This is a genomic window from Uliginosibacterium sp. TH139 (genome assembly GCF_002855595.1).
Classification (GTDB): domain Bacteria; phylum Pseudomonadota; class Gammaproteobacteria; order Burkholderiales; family Rhodocyclaceae; genus Uliginosibacterium; species Uliginosibacterium aquaticum.
The window spans coordinates 168,842-189,597 of sequence record NZ_PKRR01000007.1; the positions used below are offsets into that span (position 1 = coordinate 168,842).

Sequence of the window (20,756 nt, forward strand, 5' to 3'; positions counted from 1 at the left end):
GGCTAGCTTGCGGTGATCGGTCGGTGTGCAGCTGTCAGAAATGTTGAAGCAAATGTAGCAACTGTCAGAGTTGTGTTCGGACCCTGGCGGCGCGGCCCGCACCGGCCGTTGTGTACATTCCGGCACTTCAAGAATGACAAAAGCGACCTCCCGCGAAATGCCGTGAATTGAGCCAAAGCGCTTGCCACAAGGGCTTTCCAGCCGATGGCACGAAGCATGCAACGGCGTGGCCAGACAGGAGACCGTGCCATGCGTGAAATGCTTTTGACCATCGTTGCCATCGTGCTCGTGAATAACGTAGTGCTGGTGAAGTTCCTCGGCTTGTGTCCCTTCATGGGCGTGTCAACCAAGGTCGACAGCGCCGTGGGAATGGGGCTGGCTACCACCTTCGTCATGACTTTGTCTTGCGCCGCGGCGTGGGCCATCGAACATCTGTTGCTGCAGGCTTTCGATCTGGGCTACCTGCGCATCCTGACCTACATCGTGGTGATTGCCGCTGTGGTTCAGTTTGTCGAAATGGTGATCAAGAAAAGCTCTCCGGAGCTGCATCGCGTACTGGGGATCTATCTGCCGCTGATCACCACCAACTGTGCCGTGCTGGGCATTCCGCTGCTTAACGCGCAGGGCAACGCAGGCCTCGTCATGAGTGTGGTGCAGGGCTTTGCGTCGGGCCTCGGCTTCATCATGGTGATGGTGATTTTTGCCGGCCTGCGCGAGCGCCTGGCGCTGGTTCGAGTGCCGGCGACATTCAGTGGCGCCCCGATTGCCTACATCACGGCCAGTTTGCTGGCGCTGGCTTTCATGGGCTTCGCCGGCTTGGTTCCGGCCGCGCATTAGGAGAGGAAAGATGCTTACCGCCGTCATCAGTCTCGCCGCCATCAGTTCAGGTCTGGGCCTCGCGCTGGGGCTGGCTTCACGCAAGTTCCATGTCGAAGGCAACAGCCTTGTTGCAGAGGTGCAAGCCATGCTGCCGGCTGCCAATTGCGGGCAATGCGGTTTCCCGGGTTGCGCCGGCGCGGCGGAGGCCATCGTGGACGGCAGCGCCGCACCGACCTGCTGCCCACCCGGCGGCAAGGTGGTAGCCCAGGCCATTGCTGATCACCTGGGCATCACGCTGGCGGCAGGAGAGGACATCCGCCCGACCATCGCCCTGATCCAGGATCACCTGTGCATCGGCTGCACCAAGTGCATCAAGAACTGTCCTTCGGACGCCATCATCGGCGCCACCAAGCAGCTTCACATCGTGATGGACGAGGCCTGCACCGGTTGCAACCAGTGTGCCGAAAAATGTCCGACCGGCGCCATCGAGATGCTGGAATTGCCGCAGAGCATCCATAACTGGGTGATGCCGCAGCCGGCTCGTTACTCCTGAGGACTCGAGAGATGCCTACCATCGTCATCCCGCCGCTGCGCCGCCTGCTCCAACGCTGGGGCGTGCATCCGGACAGCCACAAGTACCCGGCTGCCGGGCTCGATATAGAAGACGCCGGCCTGCCGGACATGCTGCGCCTGCCGCTGTCGCAACACGTTGGCGCTCCGGCCAAGGTGATCGTGGAAGTGGGCGAGCGCGTACTGCGCGGCCAGCTGATCGCGTCCACCGGCGGCAAGATCTCGGCGCCTTTGCATGCGCCAACTTCCGGCACCATCGTGGCCATCGACGAAGCCGTGGTGCCGCATCCGGCCGCGCTGACCGATGTAGCCATCCATCTGCGCCCGGACGGGCTCGACGAATGGATCCCGCTCAAGAGCGAGCTTTACCCGATCAACCTCAGCGAACGCGAGATTTCGGATCGCGTGGAGGATGCCGGCATCGTCGGCATGGGCGGCGCAAGCTTCCCTTCAGCGGTAAAGCTTTCACTGGGCCATCGCAGCAAGGTCACCACCCTGATCCTCAACGGCAGCGAGTGTGAGCCTTATCTTTCCTGCGACGACCGGCTGATGCAGGAAAACGCCCACGCCATCATCGAAGGGGCACGCCTGATTCTCAAGGCAACCGGCGCCACGCGGGTGCTGGCGGGGATTGAAGACAACAAGCCCGAAGCCATCCTGGCCATGAAGCTCGCGGCCAAGCCTTTCCCGGAAGTGCACATCGTAAAAATTCCGAGCCGCTATCCGATGGGAGCGGATCGCCAGCTGATCAAGATGATCACCGGCATTGAAGCTCCTGCCGACGGACGTGCCGCGGATGTGGGCGTGCTGGTGCATAACGTGGGCACTGCCTATGCGGTCTATCGCGCGTTGCGCTACGGCGAGCCGCTGACTGAGCGGGTCGTGACCGTCGCGGGGGGCGCCGTGAGCGCACCGCGCAATCTGCGGGTCCGCATGGGAACGCCTATGGCATATCTGTTCGAGCGCTGCGGAGGTCTGCGCGTGCCGCCAGCGCGCGTAGTGAGCGGTGGCCCGATGATGGGGATCGGCGTACAGAACCTCGATACGCCCGTGGTGAAGGGCACCAGCGGCGTGCTGGCGCTCGCAGCAGCGGAGGTGGGTGAGCGCGAGGCCAGTGCCTGCATCCGCTGCGGCAGCTGCGTGGAGGCTTGCCCGGTAGGGCTGTTGCCACTGGAAATGGCCGCTCGCATTCATGCCAATGCACTGGGCGAAGCCGAGGAGATCGGTCTCGACGATTGCCTTACCTGCGGCGCCTGCGGCTTCATCTGTCCGTCGCGGATTCCGTTGGTGCAGTACTTCCAGCACGCCAAAGGGGAGCTCGCCTCGCGCGGCCGGGAGCAGAAGCGGCTCGACACAATCAAGGAACTCACTGAGGCCAAGGCCGCACGCATTGAGCGTGAAGCGCGCGAGAAGGCCGAGATTCACGCCCGGCGCAAAGCCGAACGCGAGCGCGCCCAAGCTGCAGAAGCGGCCGCCAAAGCCGCCAGGGCTGCTGAAAAGGAGACCGAAGCATGATCCACGCATCCCCCCACGCAGTGACCAGTCGCACCACTGGCCAGATCATGGGCCTTGTTCTGCTTGCACTCGCCCCGGCGGTGCTGGCTGGATTCTGGCAGTTTGGCTGGCCCGCCTTCATCCTGTGGCTGGTGTGTGTTGTGAGCTGCCTCGTTTGTGAAGCGGCCTGTCTCCACTGGAGCGGCAAGCCGGTGCTGCCCGTGTTGTGGGATGGCTCAGCAGTGCTCACCGCCACACTGCTCGCCATGTCGCTGCCGCCTTATCTCCCGGCCTGGCTGGCGATGCTCGGCAGCGTGTGTGCCATCGTGCTGGCCAAGCAGGTTTTCGGCGGACTCGGTTGCAACCTCTTCAATCCGGCCATGGTGGGGCGCACCATTCTGCTGGTGTCTTTCCCGGTGCACATGACGCAGTGGATCAATCCGCATGCGCTGACGAACGCGATGAGCTTCAGTGAGGCTCTGGCCATCAGTTTCCAGGGCCTGCCGATACCGGATGCACTGACCAGTGCCTCGTTGCTCGGGCATGTGAAAACCGAAATCGGGCGCGGCATCGACCTGCTCGATTCGCTGCAGCCCTTTACCAATGATTCGGCCTGGAGTGGTGCGCGCGCCGGCAGTCTCGGTGAAACCTCAGCGCTGCTGATTCTCGCCGGCGGCTTGTTTCTCGCCGCCAAGCGCATCATCGGTCTGCGCATCCCGCTAGGCTTTCTGCTCGGCTTGGCAGTACCGGCCATGATCGCGCACGGACTTGCGCCGCAGACTTATCTTCCGGCCGCTACTCATCTGCTCTCGGGCGGAGTAATGCTGGGCGCCTTCTTCATTGCTACCGATTACGTCACTTCTCCCAGTTCGCCGGCCGGGCAATGGATCTTTGCCCTCGGCGCTGGCTTCCTGAGCTGGCTGATCCGCACCTGGGGCGGTTATCCAGAGGGCGTGGGGTTTGCCATCCTGCTCATGAATGCCATCGCACCGCTGCTGGACCTGTGGCTGCGCCCGCGCATCTTTGGCCGCAGCCTCACCGGCAAATCACTGCCCGCGCGGCGCGTAGAGGAGGGCTTGTCATGAGCACACATGCCGAACGCCTGAATGCTGTGTGGTACCAAGGGGTGTCGCTGGGCGTCATTGTGGTGGGCATCACCATCGCACTGGCCGCGGCCTACACCAGCACCCGTGAAAAGGTGGCCGCTGCGGTGGAGAGCGATACACGCCAGACCCTGGAGCAAGTGCTGCCGCCGGGCTATGCCGATAACAACCTGCTCAAGGACAGCCTCGAACTCACGGATGCCGAGGGACAGTCTGTCACCGTGTATCGCGCCCGCAAGAGCGGCGTCGTGCGTGCCGTGCTCTTTGAGCAACGCGGCAAGGGCTATAGCGGCGTGATCAAGCTGATCATGGCGGTGGATGCCGAAGGGGTGGTGCAGGGGGTGCGCGTGACAACCCACACCGAGACACCAGGCCTTGGCGACAAAATCGAAGCAGCCAAGAATGACTGGATCCATGCCTTCGAAGGCAAGTCGCTGGTCGCGCCAGGTGAAAAAGCCTGGGCGGTGAAAAAGGATGGCGGCGTGTTCGATCAGTTCGCCGGTGCCACCATCACGCCGCGTGCGGTGGTAGCTACCGTCAAGCGTGGTCTGGAGTTCTTCGCCAGCCATCGTGCCCAACTTCTCGATAACCCGGCCACTTCAGCCGGAAAAGCCAAGGAGCCCAGCCATGAGTGACAGCAAGGACAAAGGGCCGGACACCCGGACCATCGTGCGTGACGGCCTGTGGGACAACAATGTGGTGCTGGGCCAGATGCTCGGGATGTGCCCGGTGATGGCGGTCACTAGCAGTGCCACCAACGGCCTCGGCATGGGGCTGGCGACCATGGCAGTGCTGGTCTTATCGAACACCATGATTGCCAGCATCAGAAACTGGGTCAGTGATACCGTGCGCATCCCGGTTTTCATCGCCCTCATTGCGGGCCTCGTGACTCTGGTCGATATTTGCCTGAATGCCTGGCTACATGAGCTCTACAAGGTGCTGGGCATTTACATCGCGCTGATCGTGGTGAACTGTGCGGTTCTGGGGCGTGCAGAAGCCTTCGCTTCACGCAATACGGTTGCGGCCTCGGCGCTGGACGGCATCGCGATGGGCCTGGGCTTTACGCTGGCACTGGTGGTGATGGGGGGCATCCGTGAAATTCTCGGTGCAGGCACCCTCTTTGCGAATGCCCACATCCTGCTCGGTGCGCATTTCGCCTTTCTGGAAATGCGCATCCTGCCCGAAGCGGCCAGCACCCTGTTCATGATCCTGCCACCCGGGGGCTTCCTGACTCTCGGCCTGCTGATCGCCGCCCGACGCCGTATCCAGGACGCGTTGGAGGCGCGAGCCGCAGCCAGTGCCGCCACGTCCGCCGTACTCGCCAACTGAGGAGAAATGCCATGCAGATTGCTGTGGCCTATGCGAACACATTCAAGAAATACTGGCTGCGTCTTGAGGTGCCGGACACCTGCACGGTAGCCGAAGGCCTTGAGCGCTCGGGCATCCTCGCCATCTGCCCGGATATCAAGCTCGAGAACCAGAAGGTCGGTGTTTTCGGCAAGGTGGTGAAGCTCGATGCCGGCCTCCATCCGGGCGACCGGATCGAGATCTATCGCCCCATCGTCTGCGACCCGGCCAAGGTGCCACGCAAGAATGCCGCAGACGACGATGATGATGAGTAGCCGCAAAATCAGCGCTGCTCCGGTATGGAGCAGAACGAATCGCTCATCCAGGAGGGCAGGAGCGTGAGCTACCAGACACTCTGCAAGAAAAGCATGTTGTTCCCAGGCGAAATGCTGCCTTGCAAGCTGGGGTCGACGGAAATCGTTGTGCTCTGGCCCGAACGTGGACGGCCGCGGGCATTCGATGCGCGCTGCCCGCATGAGGATGTGTCTTTGCTGCAGGGCGTGTTCGAAGGCAATACGCTGATCTGCAGTGCGCACGGCTGGGTGTTTGACAGCCATAGCGGCGAAGGTTTGTCGCCCACGGGCTGTGAGCTTCGCGAGTACCCGATTCGGGTGGCCGGCGAGCATATCGAAGTCGACCTGGATGATGAGGATGAGCGCACCGGGCAAGCCTGAGAACTTGCTGTTCTAGAACGCTCCAGATGTAGAGGTTCGCCTGAGTCCATGCGTTCGGGATCGCCACAGCCCGCGTCACACTCAAGAGCGAGAATCACATCTCCTTCAGGCGGCCCCGAAGAAAATCATGGGCAGCAGAACCTGCATCCCGCAGCCCACTTATTGATCGGGGCCGCAAACAGTGAGAAGTGCGGGCTTAGGGCCGACTTCAGTCGGCCTTTCCACTGAGGCTGTGCGACTGAAGTCGGCCCTAGGTTTCAAGCTCAAATCGGGCCGAATCAATAAACAATCGCTCAGGCCGCCACGGTTAGCCCGAACTCCGGAGCAATCAGCGCCAGCCAGCCATCAAGACGCTCGGCGTTGAGGTCCGGCTGGGTGTCGTTGTCGAGTGCGAGGCCAACGAACTTGTCGTCGATCACCGATTGCGAAGCGCTGAAGCTGTAGCCCTCAGTCGGCCAGTAACCCACCATCTTGGCGCCCGCATCCTGGAAAAAATCGTGCAGCAGGATCAGGCCATCGACGAACTCGTGGCCGTAGGTTTCCTGATCGCCGAGGCCGAACAGGGCGATGGTCTTGCCGGCGAAACTCACGCCCTGGAGCTTGTCCAGCGCCTCGGCCCAGCTCTCTTCATCGCACTCGGCTTCGATGCCGGGCAGCAGGCCATCACCCAGAGTCGGCGTGCCGAGGATCAGGTAGTCATAGGCAAGCAGGCTCTCGGCGCTGGCCTTGTTGATGTTGACCGGGTCGGCCATGGTGTCGTCGTCGAAGCGTTTCTTGATCTGCTTGGCGATCTTGCGGGTGCTGCCGCTATTGGTGCCGAAGAAGATGCCGATGCGTGCCATGATTGTTTCCTTTGTCGGGTGTTGAGGTTGGGTGGGGAGACGGCTTTAGCCGGGAAGCAGCTGGATATCCATGCCGCGAAAGATCGCGCAGCGTGAGAAAACCTCGGTACTCGGGGCGAGCTGTTTGTGGCGACAGAATTTCGCCGCGAGTTTGGCGAGGCCCTTGATATCGCGCCCGGTCGCGCTCGGGAACTGGTCGGTCAGCTGATCGAGCATCGCGTCATCGAGCGCCAGGCCAAATTGGCCTGACATCACCTGCCAGATGCGGCGGCGAGCCAGCGCATCGGGCGGGGCGTACTTGATCAGCGCGATGCAGCGCGAAATGATCGCCTCGTCGATATCGTCCATGCGATTGGTGGTGAGAAAGAGCAGGCCGTTGAAGTACTCCAGCACGCGCAGGAAAACGCCCACCACCGCGTTGGCGGTCATGTCGTTATCGCGCCGCTTGATATACACGTCCGCTTCATCGATCAGCACCACCGCCCCCCAGCGCTGGGCGCGGGTGAGTACATCCTTGAGGGCGTTTTCCATGGTGGCCACGCTGAGCCCGAGCTGGCCCGAGTGCACGCGGTAGAGCGGGCGGCCGATGATCTCGGAATAGACCTCGGCGGTAAGCGTCTTGCCCACTCCAGCCGGGCCGGCACACAGCACCGTGGTGCCGCCGGACTTGCCGGCCACGATGTCGTCCATCAGCACATCCATCTCGGCGGTGAGCAGATCGATCAGCTCGGTCTGTTCACCCGGCAGCACCAGCTTTTCCTTGAGCTCGGGCTGGTAGGCGTAGGGCTGGATATCCGCCACGTGCACCCACAGGTAGTGATGCAACTCGAGGTGGAACATCAGGATGTAGGGATGGATCGGCAATTGCGAGAACAGATCCGGCGGCAGGGCTGCGCGCTCGCGTTCGGTTTCGTCACCCGCCTCGTACTTATCGCTGCGCGCCGCGCGCCGCAAGTAAGGGCCCAGAATGTCGCCGGGCGCATCCAGCGTCAGGGTGCGCGTGGTGATGATGCCTTCATCATTGACGAGGCGAGCTTGGCCGCCGCTGCTGGAGAGCACCACAACATCCTTGCGCGCCCAGTCGGTATCGCGGCGGGCGGCATTCGGGTCGTCGGCATAGAAGCCGGTGCCCTGGCCGGAAAACTGCTCGCCATAGCGTCCACGCCAGTCGTAGTAGGTGTTGACGGTGCGGTCGTACTGCTCGATCAGCCCCGGCGTCTCCTTGATGAAGCCCTTGCTGGCGAAGATCTCGGCCACCGTTTTGCCGGCTACGTCGCTGGCGTAGAGACGGATGGTCTGAATGCTGACCGTGCCCTTGGCATTGGCCTTGATTTCGATCATCACCTTGGCGATGTCTTCATTGCTCTGCGGCGTGTAATCCAGGCGCGTGATCACATAGGGCAGGGCATGCCGGCTCAATGAAATGGCAAACAGCCAGCCACGAATTGCGTTCTTCGCGATGTAGCGAGCGATTGCCGGAACGGCCGATTCAAGGGCGCCATCCTCAAGGCGAGGGCCGTCGTCGGCCAGCGTATCGCGCAAGGTGGACAGGCGCAGGGCGTGTTCGCGCGTCGCAGCGCCGCCCTGGGCGTAGAGCTCAGCTAAACCATCCAGCGCCTCGCTGGAGAGCTGGCCCAGCCCGATCTCGACGCGCTCGGCCAGGCGCAGCTGGTCTTTCAGCGCGGCGAGCGGCGGGAAGCGAGCGATCAGGATCTCCGCGTACTTGCGCTCGATCGTGATCTTCACGGACGAAGCCTTGTCGACCGGCGGCAAGGGAGCCTTGCTGGTGCGCGGCAGGGGTGTTTCGAGCATGGCTGAACAGGAGGATGACATCGGGAACCTCAGCGCACGACAACCGGAATTTCGAGCGCCGTGCGCCGGCCAAGCTGGGCGTCCACCTTGCGGCGCACGTTCTCCAGCTTGAGCGGACGCAGCAGGGTGCTGGCGGCGCCAAGCGCCAGGGCTTCCTTCACCAGCGCATCTTCGGCATCGAAACACACCACCAGAATGCGCAATTGCGGCAGTGCTTCACGCAGCTTGCTGATCACGGCAGCGCCTTCCTGCTCAAGCAGCGCTGCGCCCACGATGGCCAGCTCCGGCGGCCAACTCCTGGCCTTGGCGAGCGCTTCTGCGCTGCTCGCGAAAACATGGGTTTCCATCTCGTCAGCCAGCATGAACTGCAGGCCGGCACTGACGACATCGTCACTATCGATGACGAACACACGCCGGTTTTCAACCGCACGCTGGGTATCTACGCCGATCTGCATGGGGAACCTCGCAAAGCCTGGTCGAAAGAAAGTCTTCAGGCCTGCTCAGCAAACTTCGTTCCTGCCCGCCAAACGCCGCCCAAGTGCGGCTCAGTGCGGGTTTGACTGTCCGCTTTGTCGCGCGTGCTGTCCGGAATGTCCGGGCGGCTGTCGATTTCGAAGCCCCGGCCGGGTGCCTCGCGCGCAGCGCGGGTTGCTGCAGCAAGCGGAACTGTGAAGCGGCACGCAAGCTGCTAAGTCAGCTCACCCAACCCCGTCTTATTGCCAGGAGAAGAACATGACCGGCACATTGATCCGCATCACCTCGGATGGCCGCCGCATCGAAGTCATCGACGGTGCCGTCTGCCTTGACGGCCGTGTGGAAGCACGCGAACTGGTGGCTCTGATTGAACACCCGAATCGCCAGGCCATCCTGCGCGTGCTGCCACGCGCCACGCACATGGCCGGGCGGCTCGCGCTGACCATGGAGGAGGCTAACCAGGTACAGGATCTGCTGGCTGAATCGCGGCGCGAGCTGGATCTCTCGCCCGCCGCGCTGCACCGGCGCATGCAGGACGTGATGATGCACCGGGCCAAGATGGAAGGCGTCGAATAGGGAAGGCCCGAAATGCCGCTTGCGGCGTAGCCGCGACATTTTCAGGTCCTACCGCTGTGCTTGCTTTTGCGTCTGATGAAGCAGTCTGCCAATCCGGACAAAACGGAACACGACAAAGCATTCAAAGCACGCAGCAACTGCTGGTCATGACAGCGGCCGAAATCCGGAAAAGTCCGCCCAGCGGGCCTTGCAAGCGAATGGCATCAATCCTGCTGAGAGTAGTTCAGCCAGCAGGCGCAAAGAGAGGTGCAGCATGGATGCGCGAGTGTCAGCCAAGATTCAGGACGTGTTCGAAGAACCGGCCTGCGAGCACAACCAGAACAAGTCCGCCAAGGAAAAGAAGAAGGGCTGCACCAAGCAGCTCTCGCCCGGCGCGGCCGCGGGGGGCTGTGCTTTTGACGGTGCCAAGATTGCCTTGCAGCCCATCGTAGATGTAGCGCACCTGGTGCACGGCCCGATCGCCTGCGAAGGTAATTCCTGGGATAACCGCACATCGTTCTCGAGCGGCTCGAAGCTCTATCGCACCGGTTTTACGACCGACATCAACGAGCTGGACGTGATCTACGGTGGCGAGAAGCGCCTGTTCAAATCGGTGAAGGAAATCATCGAGAAATACGATCCGCCGGCCGTGTTCGTGTATCAGACCTGTGTCACCGCCCTGATCGGGGATGACATCGAGGCGGTGTGCAAGAAGGCCAGCGAGAAGTTCGGCAAGCCGGTGATTCCGGTGAACGCGCCGGGCTTCGTCGGCCCCAAGAACCTTGGCAACAAGCTCGGCGCCGAAGCGCTGCTCGATTACGTGATCGGCACCGAAGAGCCGGACTACACCACGCCCTACGACATCAACATCATCGGCGAGTACAACCTCTCCGGCGAGCTGTGGCAGATCAAGCCGCTGCTCGATGCCTTGGGCGTGCGCATCCTTTCCTGCATTTCGGGTGACGGGCGCTACAAGGAGGTGGCCTATAGCCATCGAGCCCGCGCGGCGATGATGGTGTGCTCGAAGTCGATGATCAACATCGCACGCAAGATGGAAGAGCGCTACGAGATTCCCTTCTTCGAGGGCTCGTTCTACGGCATCGGCGACATGAGCGAGACCCTGCGCGAGATCGCCCGCCTGCTCGTCGAGCGCGGCGCACCGGAGGACTTGCGTGATCGCACTGAGGCGCTGATCGCCATCGAGGAGAAGCGTGCCTTCGAACGCATCGCCGCCTACCGGCCGCGCCTCGAAGGCAAGAAGGTGCTCTTGATCACAGGTGGCGTGAAGAGCTGGTCGGTGGTGGCCGCGCTGCAGGAGGCCGGGCTTGAAGTGGTGGGCACCAGCGTCAAGAAATCGACCAAGGAAGACAAGGAAAAGATCCTCGAGATCATGGGGCAGGACGCCCACATGATCGACGACATGACCCCGCGCGAGATGTACAAGATGCTCAAGGATGCGCAGGCGGACATCATGCTTTCAGGCGGGCGAAGCCAGTTCATCGCGCTGAAAGCCAAGATGCCCTGGCTGGACATCAATCAGGAGCGGCATCACGCCTATGCCGGGTATGAAGGCATGGTCGAACTGGTGCAGGAAATCGACAAGGCGCTCTACAACCCGATCTGGGAACAGGTGCGCAAACCGGCTCCGTGGGAACTTGCCACGGCCAGCATCTGAGAAGCCGGCCATGAATGAGCCTGTCTCCCTGCTCTTTGCTGCCTTGCTGCTTGCAGGCAGTGCCGGTCTGCCCGGCCTGCGCGTGATCGTGATGGAGAGAGAGGTGCTCGTCATCCGCCGCGCTGCGGGTTGGGTACAGCCGGGCGGGAGTCCGGTGGCGGCGATGGCCGCGGAGAGACGCCGGACTCCCGCTGTCGCGGGTCGCATGCAAAGGGGAGGGGCATCATGGCAAGCGTGAGCGAATCGAAGAAGGCCTGTACCGTCAATCCGCTCAAGATGAGCCAGCCTCTGGGCGCCTGCTTTGCTTTCATGGGCATGGACAACTGCATGCCCATGATGCACGGCTCACAGGGCTGCACTTCCTTTGGCCTGGTGCTGCTGGTGCGCCATTTCAAGGAAGCCATTCCGCTGCAGACCACGGCCATGAACGAGGTCAGCACCATCCTGGGCGGCCTGGAGAATATCGAGCAGGCGGTGCTTAACATCAAGAAGCGCGCAAACCCCTCCTTCATCGCCATTGCCTCCACCGGGCTGACCGAAACCAAGGGCGATGATGTGGATGGCTATCTCAAGCTGATCCACCGCAAGCATGGTGAAACACTGGCAGGCACCCGGATCGTCTATGTTTCCACGCCCGATTACGTGGGCGCTTTCGAGGATGGCTGGGCGAAAGCCGTGACCTGTGTCGTTGATGCCTTTGCTGAACCCTGCGAGGCACGTGACCCGCAGCAGATCAACCTGCTGCCCGGTTGCCATCTCACCGCGGCAGATATCGACGAGCTGCGCGAGATCATCGCTTCCTTCGGCCTGAAGGCCATCGTGCTGCCGGACATCTCGGGCTCACTTGACGGCCACATCCCCGAAAACTTCACACCGACCACGTTGGGTGGCACCACGCTAGCGGAAATGCAGCGCATGGGCGCCTCGGTCGCCACGCTGGCCATTGGCAGCCACATGAGTGCGGCGGCCATGGCGCTGGAAGAGCGCAGCGGCGTGCCTTACCGCGTCTTTGAGCGACTCACCGGTCTTGGCGCGGTGGACGAGCTGATGGGCTACCTGAGCGAGCTCTCGGGCCAGCCGGTCGCCGCCAAATACCGTCGTCAGCGCGGCCAGCTGCAGGATGCAATGCTCGACGCGCACTTCTGGATCGGCAGCCGCAAGTTCGCTATTGGTGCGGAACCGGACCTGCTCGCCGCGCTCACCTGGACGGCCTACGAAATGGGCGGTGAAGTACTGGCCGCGGTGACCACCACCCCGTCCCCCGTCCTCGCCGGCCTGCCGTGTGCAGAAGTGCTGATTGGCGATCTGGAAGACCTCGAAACTCGCGCCAAGGCCAGCGGCTGCGAGATCCTGCTGACCCATTCGCATGGTCGCCAGGCTGCCGAGCGCCTTGCCATTCCGCTGCTGCGTACCGGCCTGCCGATGTTCGATCGCCTGGGCGCCTCACATGTACTGATGGTGGGCTATCGCGGCACCCGCGAACTGATCACCCACTGGGCCAACAGCCTGCTGGAGGCCGAACATCAGGCCAAACCGGAAGACTGGCCGCTCAACGCCGAAAGCCTGGCTGCCGCCCGGGGCATGAGCCCACCCGCCAGCAGTTGTGGCAGTGGCGGCTGCGGCTGCGCCGCCAGCCCCTCCAACGAGCAATCCGAGACTCACCTTTCACAGGAGCTCCAGCCATGAAAGTCGCCTTTGCAACGCAAGACAAACAGCGTGTGGACGCCCACTTCGGCTGGGCCAAGCACATCGCCATCTACGAAGTCGGCAAGGAGGGCTCGAGCTACATCGAGACCTTCGATTTCGGCGGCAAGCTCGACGAGGATGGCGATGAAGACAAGCTCGCGCCCAAGCTCGAAGCCATCCATGACGTAGCGATTGTGTACGTGGCAGCCATCGGTGGCTCGGCCGCCGCCCGCGTGGTGGCCAGCAAGATCCATCCGATCAAGGTGAGCCAGCCGGAACCGATCATGGACATTCTCGAAAAGCTGCAGGATGTGCTCAACGGCACGCCGCCCCCCTGGTTGCGCAAGGTCATGACCAAGGACCAGGCGCGCGAGTTCGATTTTGAAGACGAGGCCTGAAAATGACTGAAATTCTGGATAGCACTGCCGAAGATGCAGCCGCCCTGGCAACACCCTACCTGATCCAGCTCGCCAAGCAGTTCCGCGCGCAGGACACCCACGGCGTATGGGATGGCAAGAGCGACGCAACCTTGCTCGAGCCCTTCATCCTGACCGCCGAAGCGCGTCGCGCACTGCCCATCATGGGCGACCCGGACCCGGAAACCCTCTGGCGCGTGGAACAGTTCTTCAGCGCCGTGGGCCTGTGCATCGAGCGCCGCACCAAGGCCATGGTCACTCCAATGATGAAGATGTCGCACGAAGGCTTTGGCCGTCAGGTGCTCATCGCTGGGCGTCTGGTGGTGGTGAACAAGCAATTGCGCGATGTGCATCGCTTCGGTTTTCCCTCACTCGCCAAGCTGGCTGAAGCCGGCACCAAGCATGTCGAGGATGGGGTGGCGATGATCGAGAAATTCCGTGAAGTGGCGGACTGGGGCTGAGCGCCGCGTCCACCACTCTGTATACCGAAACCAAGGAGATAGCCATGGATGACCTGGATACGCTCAAGGCCCGGGTAAAGAAGCTCAACGCTCAAGCCACCCAGGCCAAGATGGATCTGCACGACCTCTCGGAAGACCTTCCTACCAACTGGGAGAAGATCCTTGAAGTGGCGCAGATCGCTTACGACGCCCATCAATCGCTGATCGCCGCGCGCCAGGCGCTGGCCAGCGCCACCGCCTGAACCCGGAGTACGCAGCGCGCCGGCGATGAGTTGTTCGCGCTGCGTCTGGAGCCTGACATGAGTACCTATTCGATCACCTTGCCCAGCGGCGCGGTATGGACCCCGCACTTCGTCGCCGAACTCGATCAGAACAAATGCATTGGTTGCGCACGCTGTGTGAAGGTGTGCGCCAACAATGTGCTGGCGCTGGCCGGCATGACTGAAGACGGCGATATCGTGCTGGTCGATCCGGAGAACGAGGACGACGACGATGAGTTCGAGCGCAAGGTCATGACCATCGCCACTCAGGCCAATTGCATAGGCTGTCAGGCCTGTTCCAAGGTCTGTCCGAAGAAGTGCTACACGCACGCTCCGGCTGAAGTCTGAGCGGTGGCGCAAGTGGCCGCCTTCGGCTGCCAGCCCTCACTCCGCCTGATGAAAAGTGCCATCGCCGTGCGGCGCCGCCTTGAAGGCCGGCAGGGCTTCGGCCGCAGCCGAGAAAGCCACGAGTTGCGGATAGTGCTCGGCGGGCAGTAGCCCGGGCAGCATTTGCTGGCTGAAATGCCAGACCACGGCCAGCGTCACGCCTGCCTGGCTCAGGGCCTCGCCGGAAGCGAGCGGCTGGCGTGCCAGATCGGCTTCGAGCAGCCCATAGGCAGTGCGCATTTGCCCGCTCACGCGTTCGAGCCAGGGCTCGTAAAGCTTCTCCGGCGGGCGCAATTCGCGTTCATACACGATCTGCACACTCTTCTCGCATGCGGCCAGCGCCAGCCCGATCAAATGTAGCTCGCGTTGCAGGCCTTTCAGCCCACCTGGCATCAGGCTGCGCGGCCGCGCCAAGGCCTCGGCATACGCCAGGATCAGGGTCGAATCCATCAGCAGTTCGCCGTCGTCACACACCAGCGTAGGCGCCTTGACCACCGGATTGATCTGGTGGAAATCCTCGAAAGTGCGGAAGACAGAGAGGGACTGGTGCTCGAAGTGCAGGCCGAGCAACTGTAGTGAGATCGCAACGCGCCGGACATAGGGCGAATCGAGCATGCCGATGAGCTTCATGGCGTCTCCTGAGGGCTGATGAGTGCAAGAGTCGCAATCCTAGCCTGGATGTAGCACGGCGTGCCTGTGTCGCACCGGAGCGACCCAGTATCCATCGCAGGTGCGGCTTCAGCCGAATTCGTCCAATCTGAGGCTCGGGCCCCGCCGGCTGAAGCCGGCCCTAGAAGCCCTTGCGGTGCCGGCCGGATACCCCTAGTAGGTGCGGCTTTAGCCGCATCCACCCCATCTGAGGTTCGCCCCCTGGCTGAAGCCGGCCCTACATACCCAGTGCATTACCGGCAGGTGCGCTACTTCAGCAGGCTGGCCCGCTCGCTTGCCGAGCAGTTGCTGAAGTGGCCTTCCTTGTTGGCCTGGGCACGCTGGCGCGCAAGAAAACCCTTAATTTTGCCCGGTGCGCTGGGCAGGGACAGCAGCTTGCTGAGTTGGCTGCTGCCGCATTTCGGACAAGCCGGGGCGCAGGCATCACTGGCGCGCACCATGAGTTCGCTGGTGGCGTCACAGGCTTCGCAGTGAAAGTCGTAGAGCGGCATGACAAGCTCCTTCAGGTGGGAGGACGGGTGGTGTTTGAGCCCTCGAGCAAGGCGGCGATGACTTCGCCGCCCAGCCCGTGGCCGGGATCAAGCTCAGCGAGCTTGGCGATCAATTCGCGTGAGGCTTCGTGGCGGTTTGATCGCAGATAGATGAAGGCCAGCGCCTTGAGGCTGAAGAGCCAGAAGCGGGCAGGGCCGGTGGCAGCAAAATCGGCATCGCTGACCACCACCTCACGCCAGTTCTTCGCCAGTCCGGCCTGGGCACCGGCAGTCGCAATCCCTTTCAGGGCAGCCTGCTCAGCCTGCGGATACTGGCGCAGGCGGGCGTGAAACTTGTAGAGCAGGTAATACACCGGCAGGCATTCCGGCGAGCAGATCTGCGCAGTCCATAACAGGGACTCCATCTGGCGCGGCGGCGCGCTACGGGCTTCGTCGAGCAGACGCCGAACCTGCGGCGGCACTTCGCCGCCGAAGAATTCGTCGGAGGATGAGCCGGTGAAGAGATTCACCAGATCTCTCCCGGGGTGCGCAGGCGTGCCACCGGGATGCCGCCAAGCAAATGCGAATCAAATATTTCGCTGACGTCTGCCGGGGTTACCTGGCTGTACATCACGCCTTCCGGATAGACCAGTACATTCGTGCCGCGATCACAGGGGCCGAGGCAGCCGGAGTAAGTGATGGCCACCTTGTCCCAGCAGTTGCGGTTCTGCAGTTCGCCCCAGAAAGCTTGCAGCACATCGCTGCCGCCCTTGTGCTGGCAGGCACCGCGCGGGTGGCCGGCGGGGCGGTTCTGGGAACATACGAAAACATGGCGGGCAGGTTTGCTCATGGTGACTTCTCTCTGTTGTTCAAGTGGTCAAACGATTGATCCAGTGTTCCATCGCGCCAATGTGGGCGCTGTGTTCGCGCTCGAAGCCTGCAGCGCGCTGGCGTAGCCCCGCATCCTCGGCCATCACCGCAACGCTGGCGTAGTAGGCGTGGCTGCGCCGCACCAGGCTCAATGCGCAGGCCATCGCGCAGTGCACGCCTAGCAGTGCGGCATGGCCACTGCGTGGCTGGCGGCCGGGCAGACTCAGCAGGCACTCACTGATCGGCCGCACTTCCAGTGTGGCGTGGCGGCGCTCAGCCCCCTCGGCAAGCGCATCGGCGATATCCAGATGCGCGCTTTCCACCACACTCAGGAAGAAGGCCTCCAGTTCCTCGTCACCAGCCGCCAGCGCTACATCCGCCAGGCGCTTGCAATGTCTGGCCGTTTCCTCTTCCAGCAGGATCATGTTGGCGAGGAAACGGACATGCTCGCTCATGAGCACTCAAGCCGCAGAGGGCAGGGTGGCGCGCAGGCTGTCGAGGGTGACGCTTTGCTTGCCGTCGCTGTCCTGGAACACCTTGAAGACCTTTTCCTGGGCCGGTGTGGAGTTCACGAAATCCTCATAGGCTTGGACCAGCAGGGCACGGTAGCGGGCATACAGCGCACCTTCGCCCAGCCCGCCGGAGATCTCGGTATCGCGCCGAAGGTACTGGTAGAAGCGCTTGAGAATGTGCAGGCGACTCACATTCACAACGCTCTGCTCGTACGGTACCGAGAAGAAGTCCAGGAAGTCTTCGGCCGAAGAAAGGCTGGCCAGCCTTTGGGTGAGTTCATCCATTTTTTGCTCCTTGTTTGGGCTCTTTCGGGCCGCTATCGAATTCAGGTTGGGAACAGCTGTCGTCACAGGCGCGACAGGCCGCTTGCTCGGGCAGAGGATCGCCCTTGAGGCGCTGCACTTCACGCTCCAGATCAGCAATGCGTTCGAGCAGACAGCTGATGGCCTTGCCGACCGGGTCAGGAATCTGGTGGTGATCAAGATCGATGCCGATCCCGCCCGGCATCACACGGCGCTGCTCCTTGGGCAACACGGCACGCCCCGGGATACCGACCACCGTGACCCCGGGCTTTACGTCGTCAATCACCACCGAGTTGGCCGCGACCCGCACGCGATCCCCCACGCTGATCGCTCCCAGAATCTTGGCGCCCGCACCGACCACCACACCGTTACCGAGCGTGGGGTGGCGTTTGCCGGCGCGCCAGGTCGTGCCGCCGAGGGTCACTCCGTGATAGAGCGTGACGTCTTCGCCAACTTCGGCGGTTTCACCGATCACCACTCCCGCGCCGTGATCGATGAAAAAACGCCGGCCGAGGGTGGCGCCGGGATGGATATCGATATTGGTCAGGAGCCGACTCAGAAAGGACAGCAGCCGGGGCAGGTAACGCCAGCCCCGGCGCCACAACACATGTGCAAAACGATGCAATACGAGGGCTTGGATGCCGGGATAGATGGTCAGCAATTCAAGCGTGCTGCGCGCAGCCGGATCGCGCTGGAACACACAGGCCACATCTTCTCGCAGCATCGCCAGGAGGCCCGGCGCCGGGGCAGGGGAAGCAAGCTGGCGAAGGAGTTCGGCTTCAGCCTTCATCCTGCTTCTCCAACGGGCAGTGCCGTTTCAAGATAGAAGCGGGTGAGCTCATCCGAACCGGGCTCGCGCTTGGTTGCCATGGCGAAATCACGGATGCGCTCGATGATCTGTGCCATCTGCCGCGGTGTGGGGCTCAGCCCCAGGCGCCCGCAAGCCATCTGCACGGCATGCGAGCCGGAATGTTTGCCCAATACGAGCTGATGCACGCGCCCCAGCTCATCCGGGTCGAAGCCTTGATAGTTGCGCTGATCCTTCAGCAAGCCATCCACATGTATGCCGGATTCATGCGTAAACACCGCTTCGCCGACGATGCTCTTGTTTGCTGCGACGGGACGCTGTGAAGCCCGCGCCACCAGGCGTGAGATATCCAGCAGGGCATGCGTATCCACGCCGAGATCGGCGCCGTGGGTATGGCGCATGGCCATCACCACCTCTTCCAGCGGCGCATTGCCGGCACGCTCCCCCAGGCCATTCACCGTGGTGTTGGCATGAGTGGCACCGGCGCGAAAAGCGGCTAGGGTATTGGCAGTAGCGAGGCCCAGATCATCATGGGCATGGATCTCGATTTCGATATCCACGGCTGGGCGCAGACGGCTGATCACTTCGAAAGTGGCAAAGGGATCCAGAATGCCCAGAGTGTCCGCAAAGCGGATACGGCGTGCGCCGGCCGCTTGTGCCACCTCAGCGACACGGCACAGGAATGCCGGATCGGCCCGGGATGCGTCCTCCATTCCGACGCTGACCTCCATGCCAGCCTCAAGGGCCAAGGTCACCACGGGCTGGATCTGCGCCAGCACCCATTCCCGGTCGCGGCGCAGCTTGGCGTCGATGTGAATATCCGAAACCGGAATCGAGAGGTGCGCAATGTCTGCATGGCAGCGCTTGGCTGCCTCTACATCGGCCGCCACCATGCGCCCCCACACCATCGTGCGGGCAGATAGGCCCAGCATGGCGATGGCATTGATGGCTGCGATCTCTGAAGCGCCCATGGCCGGAATACCGATCTCGAGCTCTGCCACCCCGGCAGCGGCCAAGGCAGCTGCGATGCTGCACTTTTCCTCGACGGTAAAGGCGACTCCGGCGGTCTGTTCGCCGTCGCGCAGAGTGGTGTCATTGATCGTAAAAGCGGTTTGCATGGCGTAACGCTCCTCTCGGAACGAGCTCAGCAATTACCGTGCCGAATTGGTTTTCTATTTGGTTTCATGCACATAGAGAGGATCTCATAGCAATCCGTTGCGCTATCCACCTGGCCGAGCTGTGAGCAATGTGCACTTTGTCGTGTCCATCTTGGCGTCTTCGGCGTCGGGATAGCTGGCATGCAGCGCTAAAAAAGGTCGATGGAAACCGCGAAATGCCTATGTTTGCGAGCATCCGGTGAGGGCCCGGCGCATCCACGCCAGCGCATCTCCAGGCGGCTTCAAACTGGCCTGTTCCTTGCGACGAAAAATGCGGAGGACCGAACCATGAATGCACCTGAGCTGATTGCGCCCGAACTTGCCTTACTGGAACCGCTCGACGCACTGGATCTGCTTGTCATTCGCTGTGGCTTGGCTGAGTCTCAGCGCATTGGAGCTCAACCGCTGATTCGCGGCCTTGGCCCAACATCTTTCGAGGGCTTACGTGCACTGTGTGCACCTGAGCAGGATTTAGAGAACGGCGCGGCTGCGGATTGCTTCGACGAATTCGAAGAGCTGTTCGAACTTCTCCTAGATCACGCCGCGCCACTGGATCAGATGGGGATCTGGCTTGCTGCCTCCATTGCCACAGCGGCCCAGCGTGACAATCATCTGTGGCAGGACATGGGCCTGCCGTCACGCCGCGAACTCAGTGCCGTCCTGCGTCAGCGTTTCCCGACCCTGGCTACACTGAACGTCGGCGACATGAAGTGGAAGAAATTCTTCTACCGCCAGCTTTGCGGGCGGGCCGGTGTTCCAATCTGCAAATCGCCTAATTGCGCCGATTGCATCGATCACGCGATCTGCTTCGGTCCGGAAGAGTAAGGCTCGCCAGCGCATCAACGGACGGGGAAGACCAACCACAGGCAAAAAAGAAGCCTGCACGCGGCAGGCTTCGATGTTGAGGCGGTGAGGTTGTACTGCCTATATCTGGCACAGCCCCGGAAGGCGGAACGCTTGTTTAAGTGTGCGCAGTACCTTGCCCAAGGTCGCCTTGATCTTGCGTCGCATCTTTACATAATAAAAACTGAGTTGGCGTCGTTTTAGTCTGGGCCTGCGTTTCGGTGGGGTAGGTGACAAAAAACGCGCCGCTAACGACTGCCAGAATCATCCCGGCGTGAGCGCCAGCGGCGAATAATTTTTTTGACATTTCGAGCAGCTTCCTCGGGTGGATACCCGTTAGGTCAAAAAGCTCGATTGCGGCTTCTGCGGGCAGCTTCCGTCTGCCCTTCAGCACGTGTGACAGGTTCTGCGGTGTCATTTGCAGCTGTCTCGCTACATCCGCCTGAGACAAGTGCTTCTCTTCCTCTACTTGCTTGATTACTTCCGGCAGGTTCGTGGGTTCCATGATCGTGTCTCGCGTTGCGGTCCCTCAATTTTAGTTGATGTTGT

28 protein-coding genes are annotated in these 20,756 nt (G+C 62.0%); 16 read left to right on the top strand and 12 right to left on the bottom strand.

Translation table 11 applies throughout. The annotated features are described in order from the left end of the window. Positions 1-249 precede the first annotated feature (249 nt). From rsxA to C0V76_RS15800, 8 genes are read left to right on the top strand one after another with little or no spacing between them, the layout of a single operon-like run. The gene (gene rsxA / locus C0V76_RS15765; protein WP_101943641.1) at positions 250-837 is read left to right on the top strand and encodes an electron transport complex subunit RsxA; all 588 of its coding nucleotides are present in this window, start codon (positions 250-252) and stop codon (positions 835-837) included. A gap of 10 nt (positions 838-847) precedes the next feature. Further along, positions 848-1,372, top strand: coding sequence for an RnfABCDGE type electron transport complex subunit B (locus C0V76_RS15770; RefSeq protein WP_101943643.1), 525 nt, complete (start codon positions 848-850; stop codon positions 1,370-1,372). A gap of 11 nt (positions 1,373-1,383) precedes the next feature. Beyond that, the gene (gene rsxC / locus C0V76_RS15775) at positions 1,384-2,904 is read left to right on the top strand and encodes an electron transport complex subunit RsxC (protein ID WP_101943645.1); all 1,521 of its coding nucleotides are present in this window, start codon (positions 1,384-1,386) and stop codon (positions 2,902-2,904) included. Continuing rightward, complete coding sequence (locus C0V76_RS15780; RefSeq protein ID WP_101943647.1) at positions 2,901-3,968, top strand: RnfABCDGE type electron transport complex subunit D; 1,068 nt, start codon at positions 2,901-2,903, stop codon at positions 3,966-3,968. The genes rsxC and C0V76_RS15780 overlap by 4 nt, the downstream gene beginning before the upstream one ends. Next, entirely contained in the window at positions 3,965-4,621 is a 657-nt protein-coding gene (gene rsxG / locus C0V76_RS15785) for an electron transport complex subunit RsxG (protein WP_101943648.1), read from the top strand. Before C0V76_RS15780 ends, rsxG begins: the two co-directional genes overlap by 4 nt. Then, positions 4,614-5,315, top strand: coding sequence for an electron transport complex subunit E (locus tag C0V76_RS15790; RefSeq protein WP_101943650.1), 702 nt, complete (start codon positions 4,614-4,616; stop codon positions 5,313-5,315). Before rsxG ends, C0V76_RS15790 begins: the two co-directional genes overlap by 8 nt. 11 nt (positions 5,316-5,326) lie before the next feature. Next, positions 5,327-5,608: an RnfH family protein gene (locus C0V76_RS15795; protein ID WP_101943652.1), complete on the top strand. Its 282-nt coding sequence runs from the start codon at positions 5,327-5,329 to the stop codon at positions 5,606-5,608. A gap of 24 nt (positions 5,609-5,632) precedes the next feature. Continuing rightward, positions 5,633-6,007, top strand: coding sequence for a Rieske 2Fe-2S domain-containing protein (locus C0V76_RS15800; protein WP_216821769.1), 375 nt, complete (start codon positions 5,633-5,635; stop codon positions 6,005-6,007). A gap of 293 nt (positions 6,008-6,300) precedes the next feature. Here C0V76_RS15800 and C0V76_RS15805 read toward each other — a convergent pair whose 3' ends face one another. The 3 genes from C0V76_RS15805 to C0V76_RS15815 are packed head-to-tail and all read right to left on the bottom strand — an operon-like array spanning position 6,301 to position 9,116. Next, positions 6,301-6,849 (bottom strand): flavodoxin, encoded by a 549-nt coding sequence (locus C0V76_RS15805; RefSeq protein WP_101943654.1) that lies wholly within the window; start codon positions 6,847-6,849, stop codon positions 6,301-6,303. A gap of 45 nt (positions 6,850-6,894) precedes the next feature. After that, positions 6,895-8,682, bottom strand: coding sequence for an ATP-binding protein (locus tag C0V76_RS15810; protein ID WP_254048268.1), 1,788 nt, complete (start codon positions 8,680-8,682; stop codon positions 6,895-6,897). An 8-nt stretch (positions 8,683-8,690) separates the two neighbouring features. Continuing rightward, entirely contained in the window at positions 8,691-9,116 is a 426-nt protein-coding gene (locus C0V76_RS15815; protein WP_101943655.1) for a response regulator, read from the bottom strand. Between the two features lie 277 nt (positions 9,117-9,393). Here C0V76_RS15815 and C0V76_RS15820 point away from each other — a divergent pair, with 277 nt between their 5' ends. From C0V76_RS15820 to fdxB, 7 genes are all read left to right on the top strand, one after another. Next, on the top strand, positions 9,394-9,711 hold the full coding sequence (locus C0V76_RS15820) for a hypothetical protein (protein ID WP_101943657.1): 318 nt from the start codon (positions 9,394-9,396) through the stop codon (positions 9,709-9,711). A 253-nt stretch (positions 9,712-9,964) separates the two neighbouring features. Beyond that, a complete protein-coding gene (nifE, locus tag C0V76_RS15825) occupies positions 9,965-11,365 on the top strand; it encodes a nitrogenase iron-molybdenum cofactor biosynthesis protein NifE (RefSeq protein ID WP_101943658.1) in 1,401 nt (466 codons plus the stop codon). A 225-nt stretch (positions 11,366-11,590) separates the two neighbouring features. Continuing rightward, positions 11,591-13,051, top strand: coding sequence for a nitrogenase iron-molybdenum cofactor biosynthesis protein NifN (gene nifN / locus C0V76_RS15835; RefSeq protein WP_101943661.1), 1,461 nt, complete (start codon positions 11,591-11,593; stop codon positions 13,049-13,051). Then, the gene (gene nifX / locus C0V76_RS15840; protein WP_101943663.1) at positions 13,048-13,449 is read left to right on the top strand and encodes a nitrogen fixation protein NifX; all 402 of its coding nucleotides are present in this window, start codon (positions 13,048-13,050) and stop codon (positions 13,447-13,449) included. The genes nifN and nifX overlap by 4 nt, the downstream gene beginning before the upstream one ends. Positions 13,450-13,451: 2 nt before the next feature. After that, complete coding sequence (locus C0V76_RS15845) at positions 13,452-13,928, top strand: NifX-associated nitrogen fixation protein (protein ID WP_101943665.1); 477 nt, start codon at positions 13,452-13,454, stop codon at positions 13,926-13,928. A gap of 44 nt (positions 13,929-13,972) precedes the next feature. Continuing rightward, positions 13,973-14,170, top strand: a complete 198-nt coding sequence (locus tag C0V76_RS15850) for a CCE_0567 family metalloprotein (protein WP_101943667.1) — start codon at positions 13,973-13,975, stop codon at positions 14,168-14,170. A gap of 57 nt (positions 14,171-14,227) precedes the next feature. After that, on the top strand, positions 14,228-14,536 hold the full coding sequence (gene fdxB, locus C0V76_RS15855; RefSeq protein WP_101943718.1) for a ferredoxin III, nif-specific: 309 nt from the start codon (positions 14,228-14,230) through the stop codon (positions 14,534-14,536). Positions 14,537-14,572: 36 nt separating this feature from the next. Here the strand turns inward: fdxB and C0V76_RS15860 are convergent, their stop codons facing one another. The 8 genes from C0V76_RS15860 to nifV all read right to left on the bottom strand — a co-directional run bounded on the left by C0V76_RS15860 (position 14,573) and on the right by nifV (position 19,325). After that, on the bottom strand, positions 14,573-15,205 hold the full coding sequence (locus C0V76_RS15860; RefSeq protein WP_101943669.1) for a glutathione S-transferase: 633 nt from the start codon (positions 15,203-15,205) through the stop codon (positions 14,573-14,575). Between the two features lie 287 nt (positions 15,206-15,492). After that, positions 15,493-15,735: a zinc ribbon domain-containing protein gene (locus C0V76_RS15865; protein ID WP_101943671.1), complete on the bottom strand. Its 243-nt coding sequence runs from the start codon at positions 15,733-15,735 to the stop codon at positions 15,493-15,495. A gap of 11 nt (positions 15,736-15,746) precedes the next feature. Next, positions 15,747-16,244: a hypothetical protein gene (locus tag C0V76_RS15870; protein WP_101943673.1), complete on the bottom strand. Its 498-nt coding sequence runs from the start codon at positions 16,242-16,244 to the stop codon at positions 15,747-15,749. Then, positions 16,241-16,564, bottom strand: coding sequence for a ferredoxin (locus C0V76_RS15875; protein ID WP_101943675.1), 324 nt, complete (start codon positions 16,562-16,564; stop codon positions 16,241-16,243). The genes C0V76_RS15870 and C0V76_RS15875 overlap by 4 nt, the downstream gene beginning before the upstream one ends. 19 nt (positions 16,565-16,583) lie before the next feature. Then, on the bottom strand, positions 16,584-17,039 hold the full coding sequence (locus tag C0V76_RS15880; RefSeq protein WP_101943677.1) for a hypothetical protein: 456 nt from the start codon (positions 17,037-17,039) through the stop codon (positions 16,584-16,586). A gap of 6 nt (positions 17,040-17,045) precedes the next feature. After that, positions 17,046-17,381 carry a nitrogenase stabilizing/protective protein NifW gene (nifW, locus tag C0V76_RS15885; RefSeq protein WP_101943678.1) on the bottom strand — a complete coding sequence of 112 codons (336 nt, stop codon included), beginning with the start codon at positions 17,379-17,381 and terminating at the stop codon, positions 17,046-17,048. Beyond that, a complete protein-coding gene (gene cysE / locus C0V76_RS15890; RefSeq protein WP_101943680.1) occupies positions 17,374-18,189 on the bottom strand; it encodes a serine O-acetyltransferase in 816 nt (271 codons plus the stop codon). Before cysE ends, nifW begins: the two co-directional genes overlap by 8 nt. After that, on the bottom strand, positions 18,186-19,325 hold the full coding sequence (gene nifV, locus C0V76_RS15895) for a homocitrate synthase (RefSeq protein ID WP_101943681.1): 1,140 nt from the start codon (positions 19,323-19,325) through the stop codon (positions 18,186-18,188). The genes cysE and nifV overlap by 4 nt, the downstream gene beginning before the upstream one ends. A gap of 201 nt (positions 19,326-19,526) precedes the next feature. On the opposite strand from nifV, the gene C0V76_RS15900 reads away from it, so the two are divergent. Next, positions 19,527-20,189 (top strand): nitrogen fixation protein NifQ, encoded by a 663-nt coding sequence (locus C0V76_RS15900; RefSeq protein ID WP_101943683.1) that lies wholly within the window; start codon positions 19,527-19,529, stop codon positions 20,187-20,189. A gap of 136 nt (positions 20,190-20,325) precedes the next feature. Here the strand turns inward: C0V76_RS15900 and C0V76_RS15905 are convergent, their stop codons facing one another. After that, a complete protein-coding gene (locus C0V76_RS15905) occupies positions 20,326-20,712 on the bottom strand; it encodes a helix-turn-helix transcriptional regulator (RefSeq protein ID WP_101943685.1) in 387 nt (128 codons plus the stop codon). Positions 20,713-20,756 lie beyond the last annotated feature (44 nt).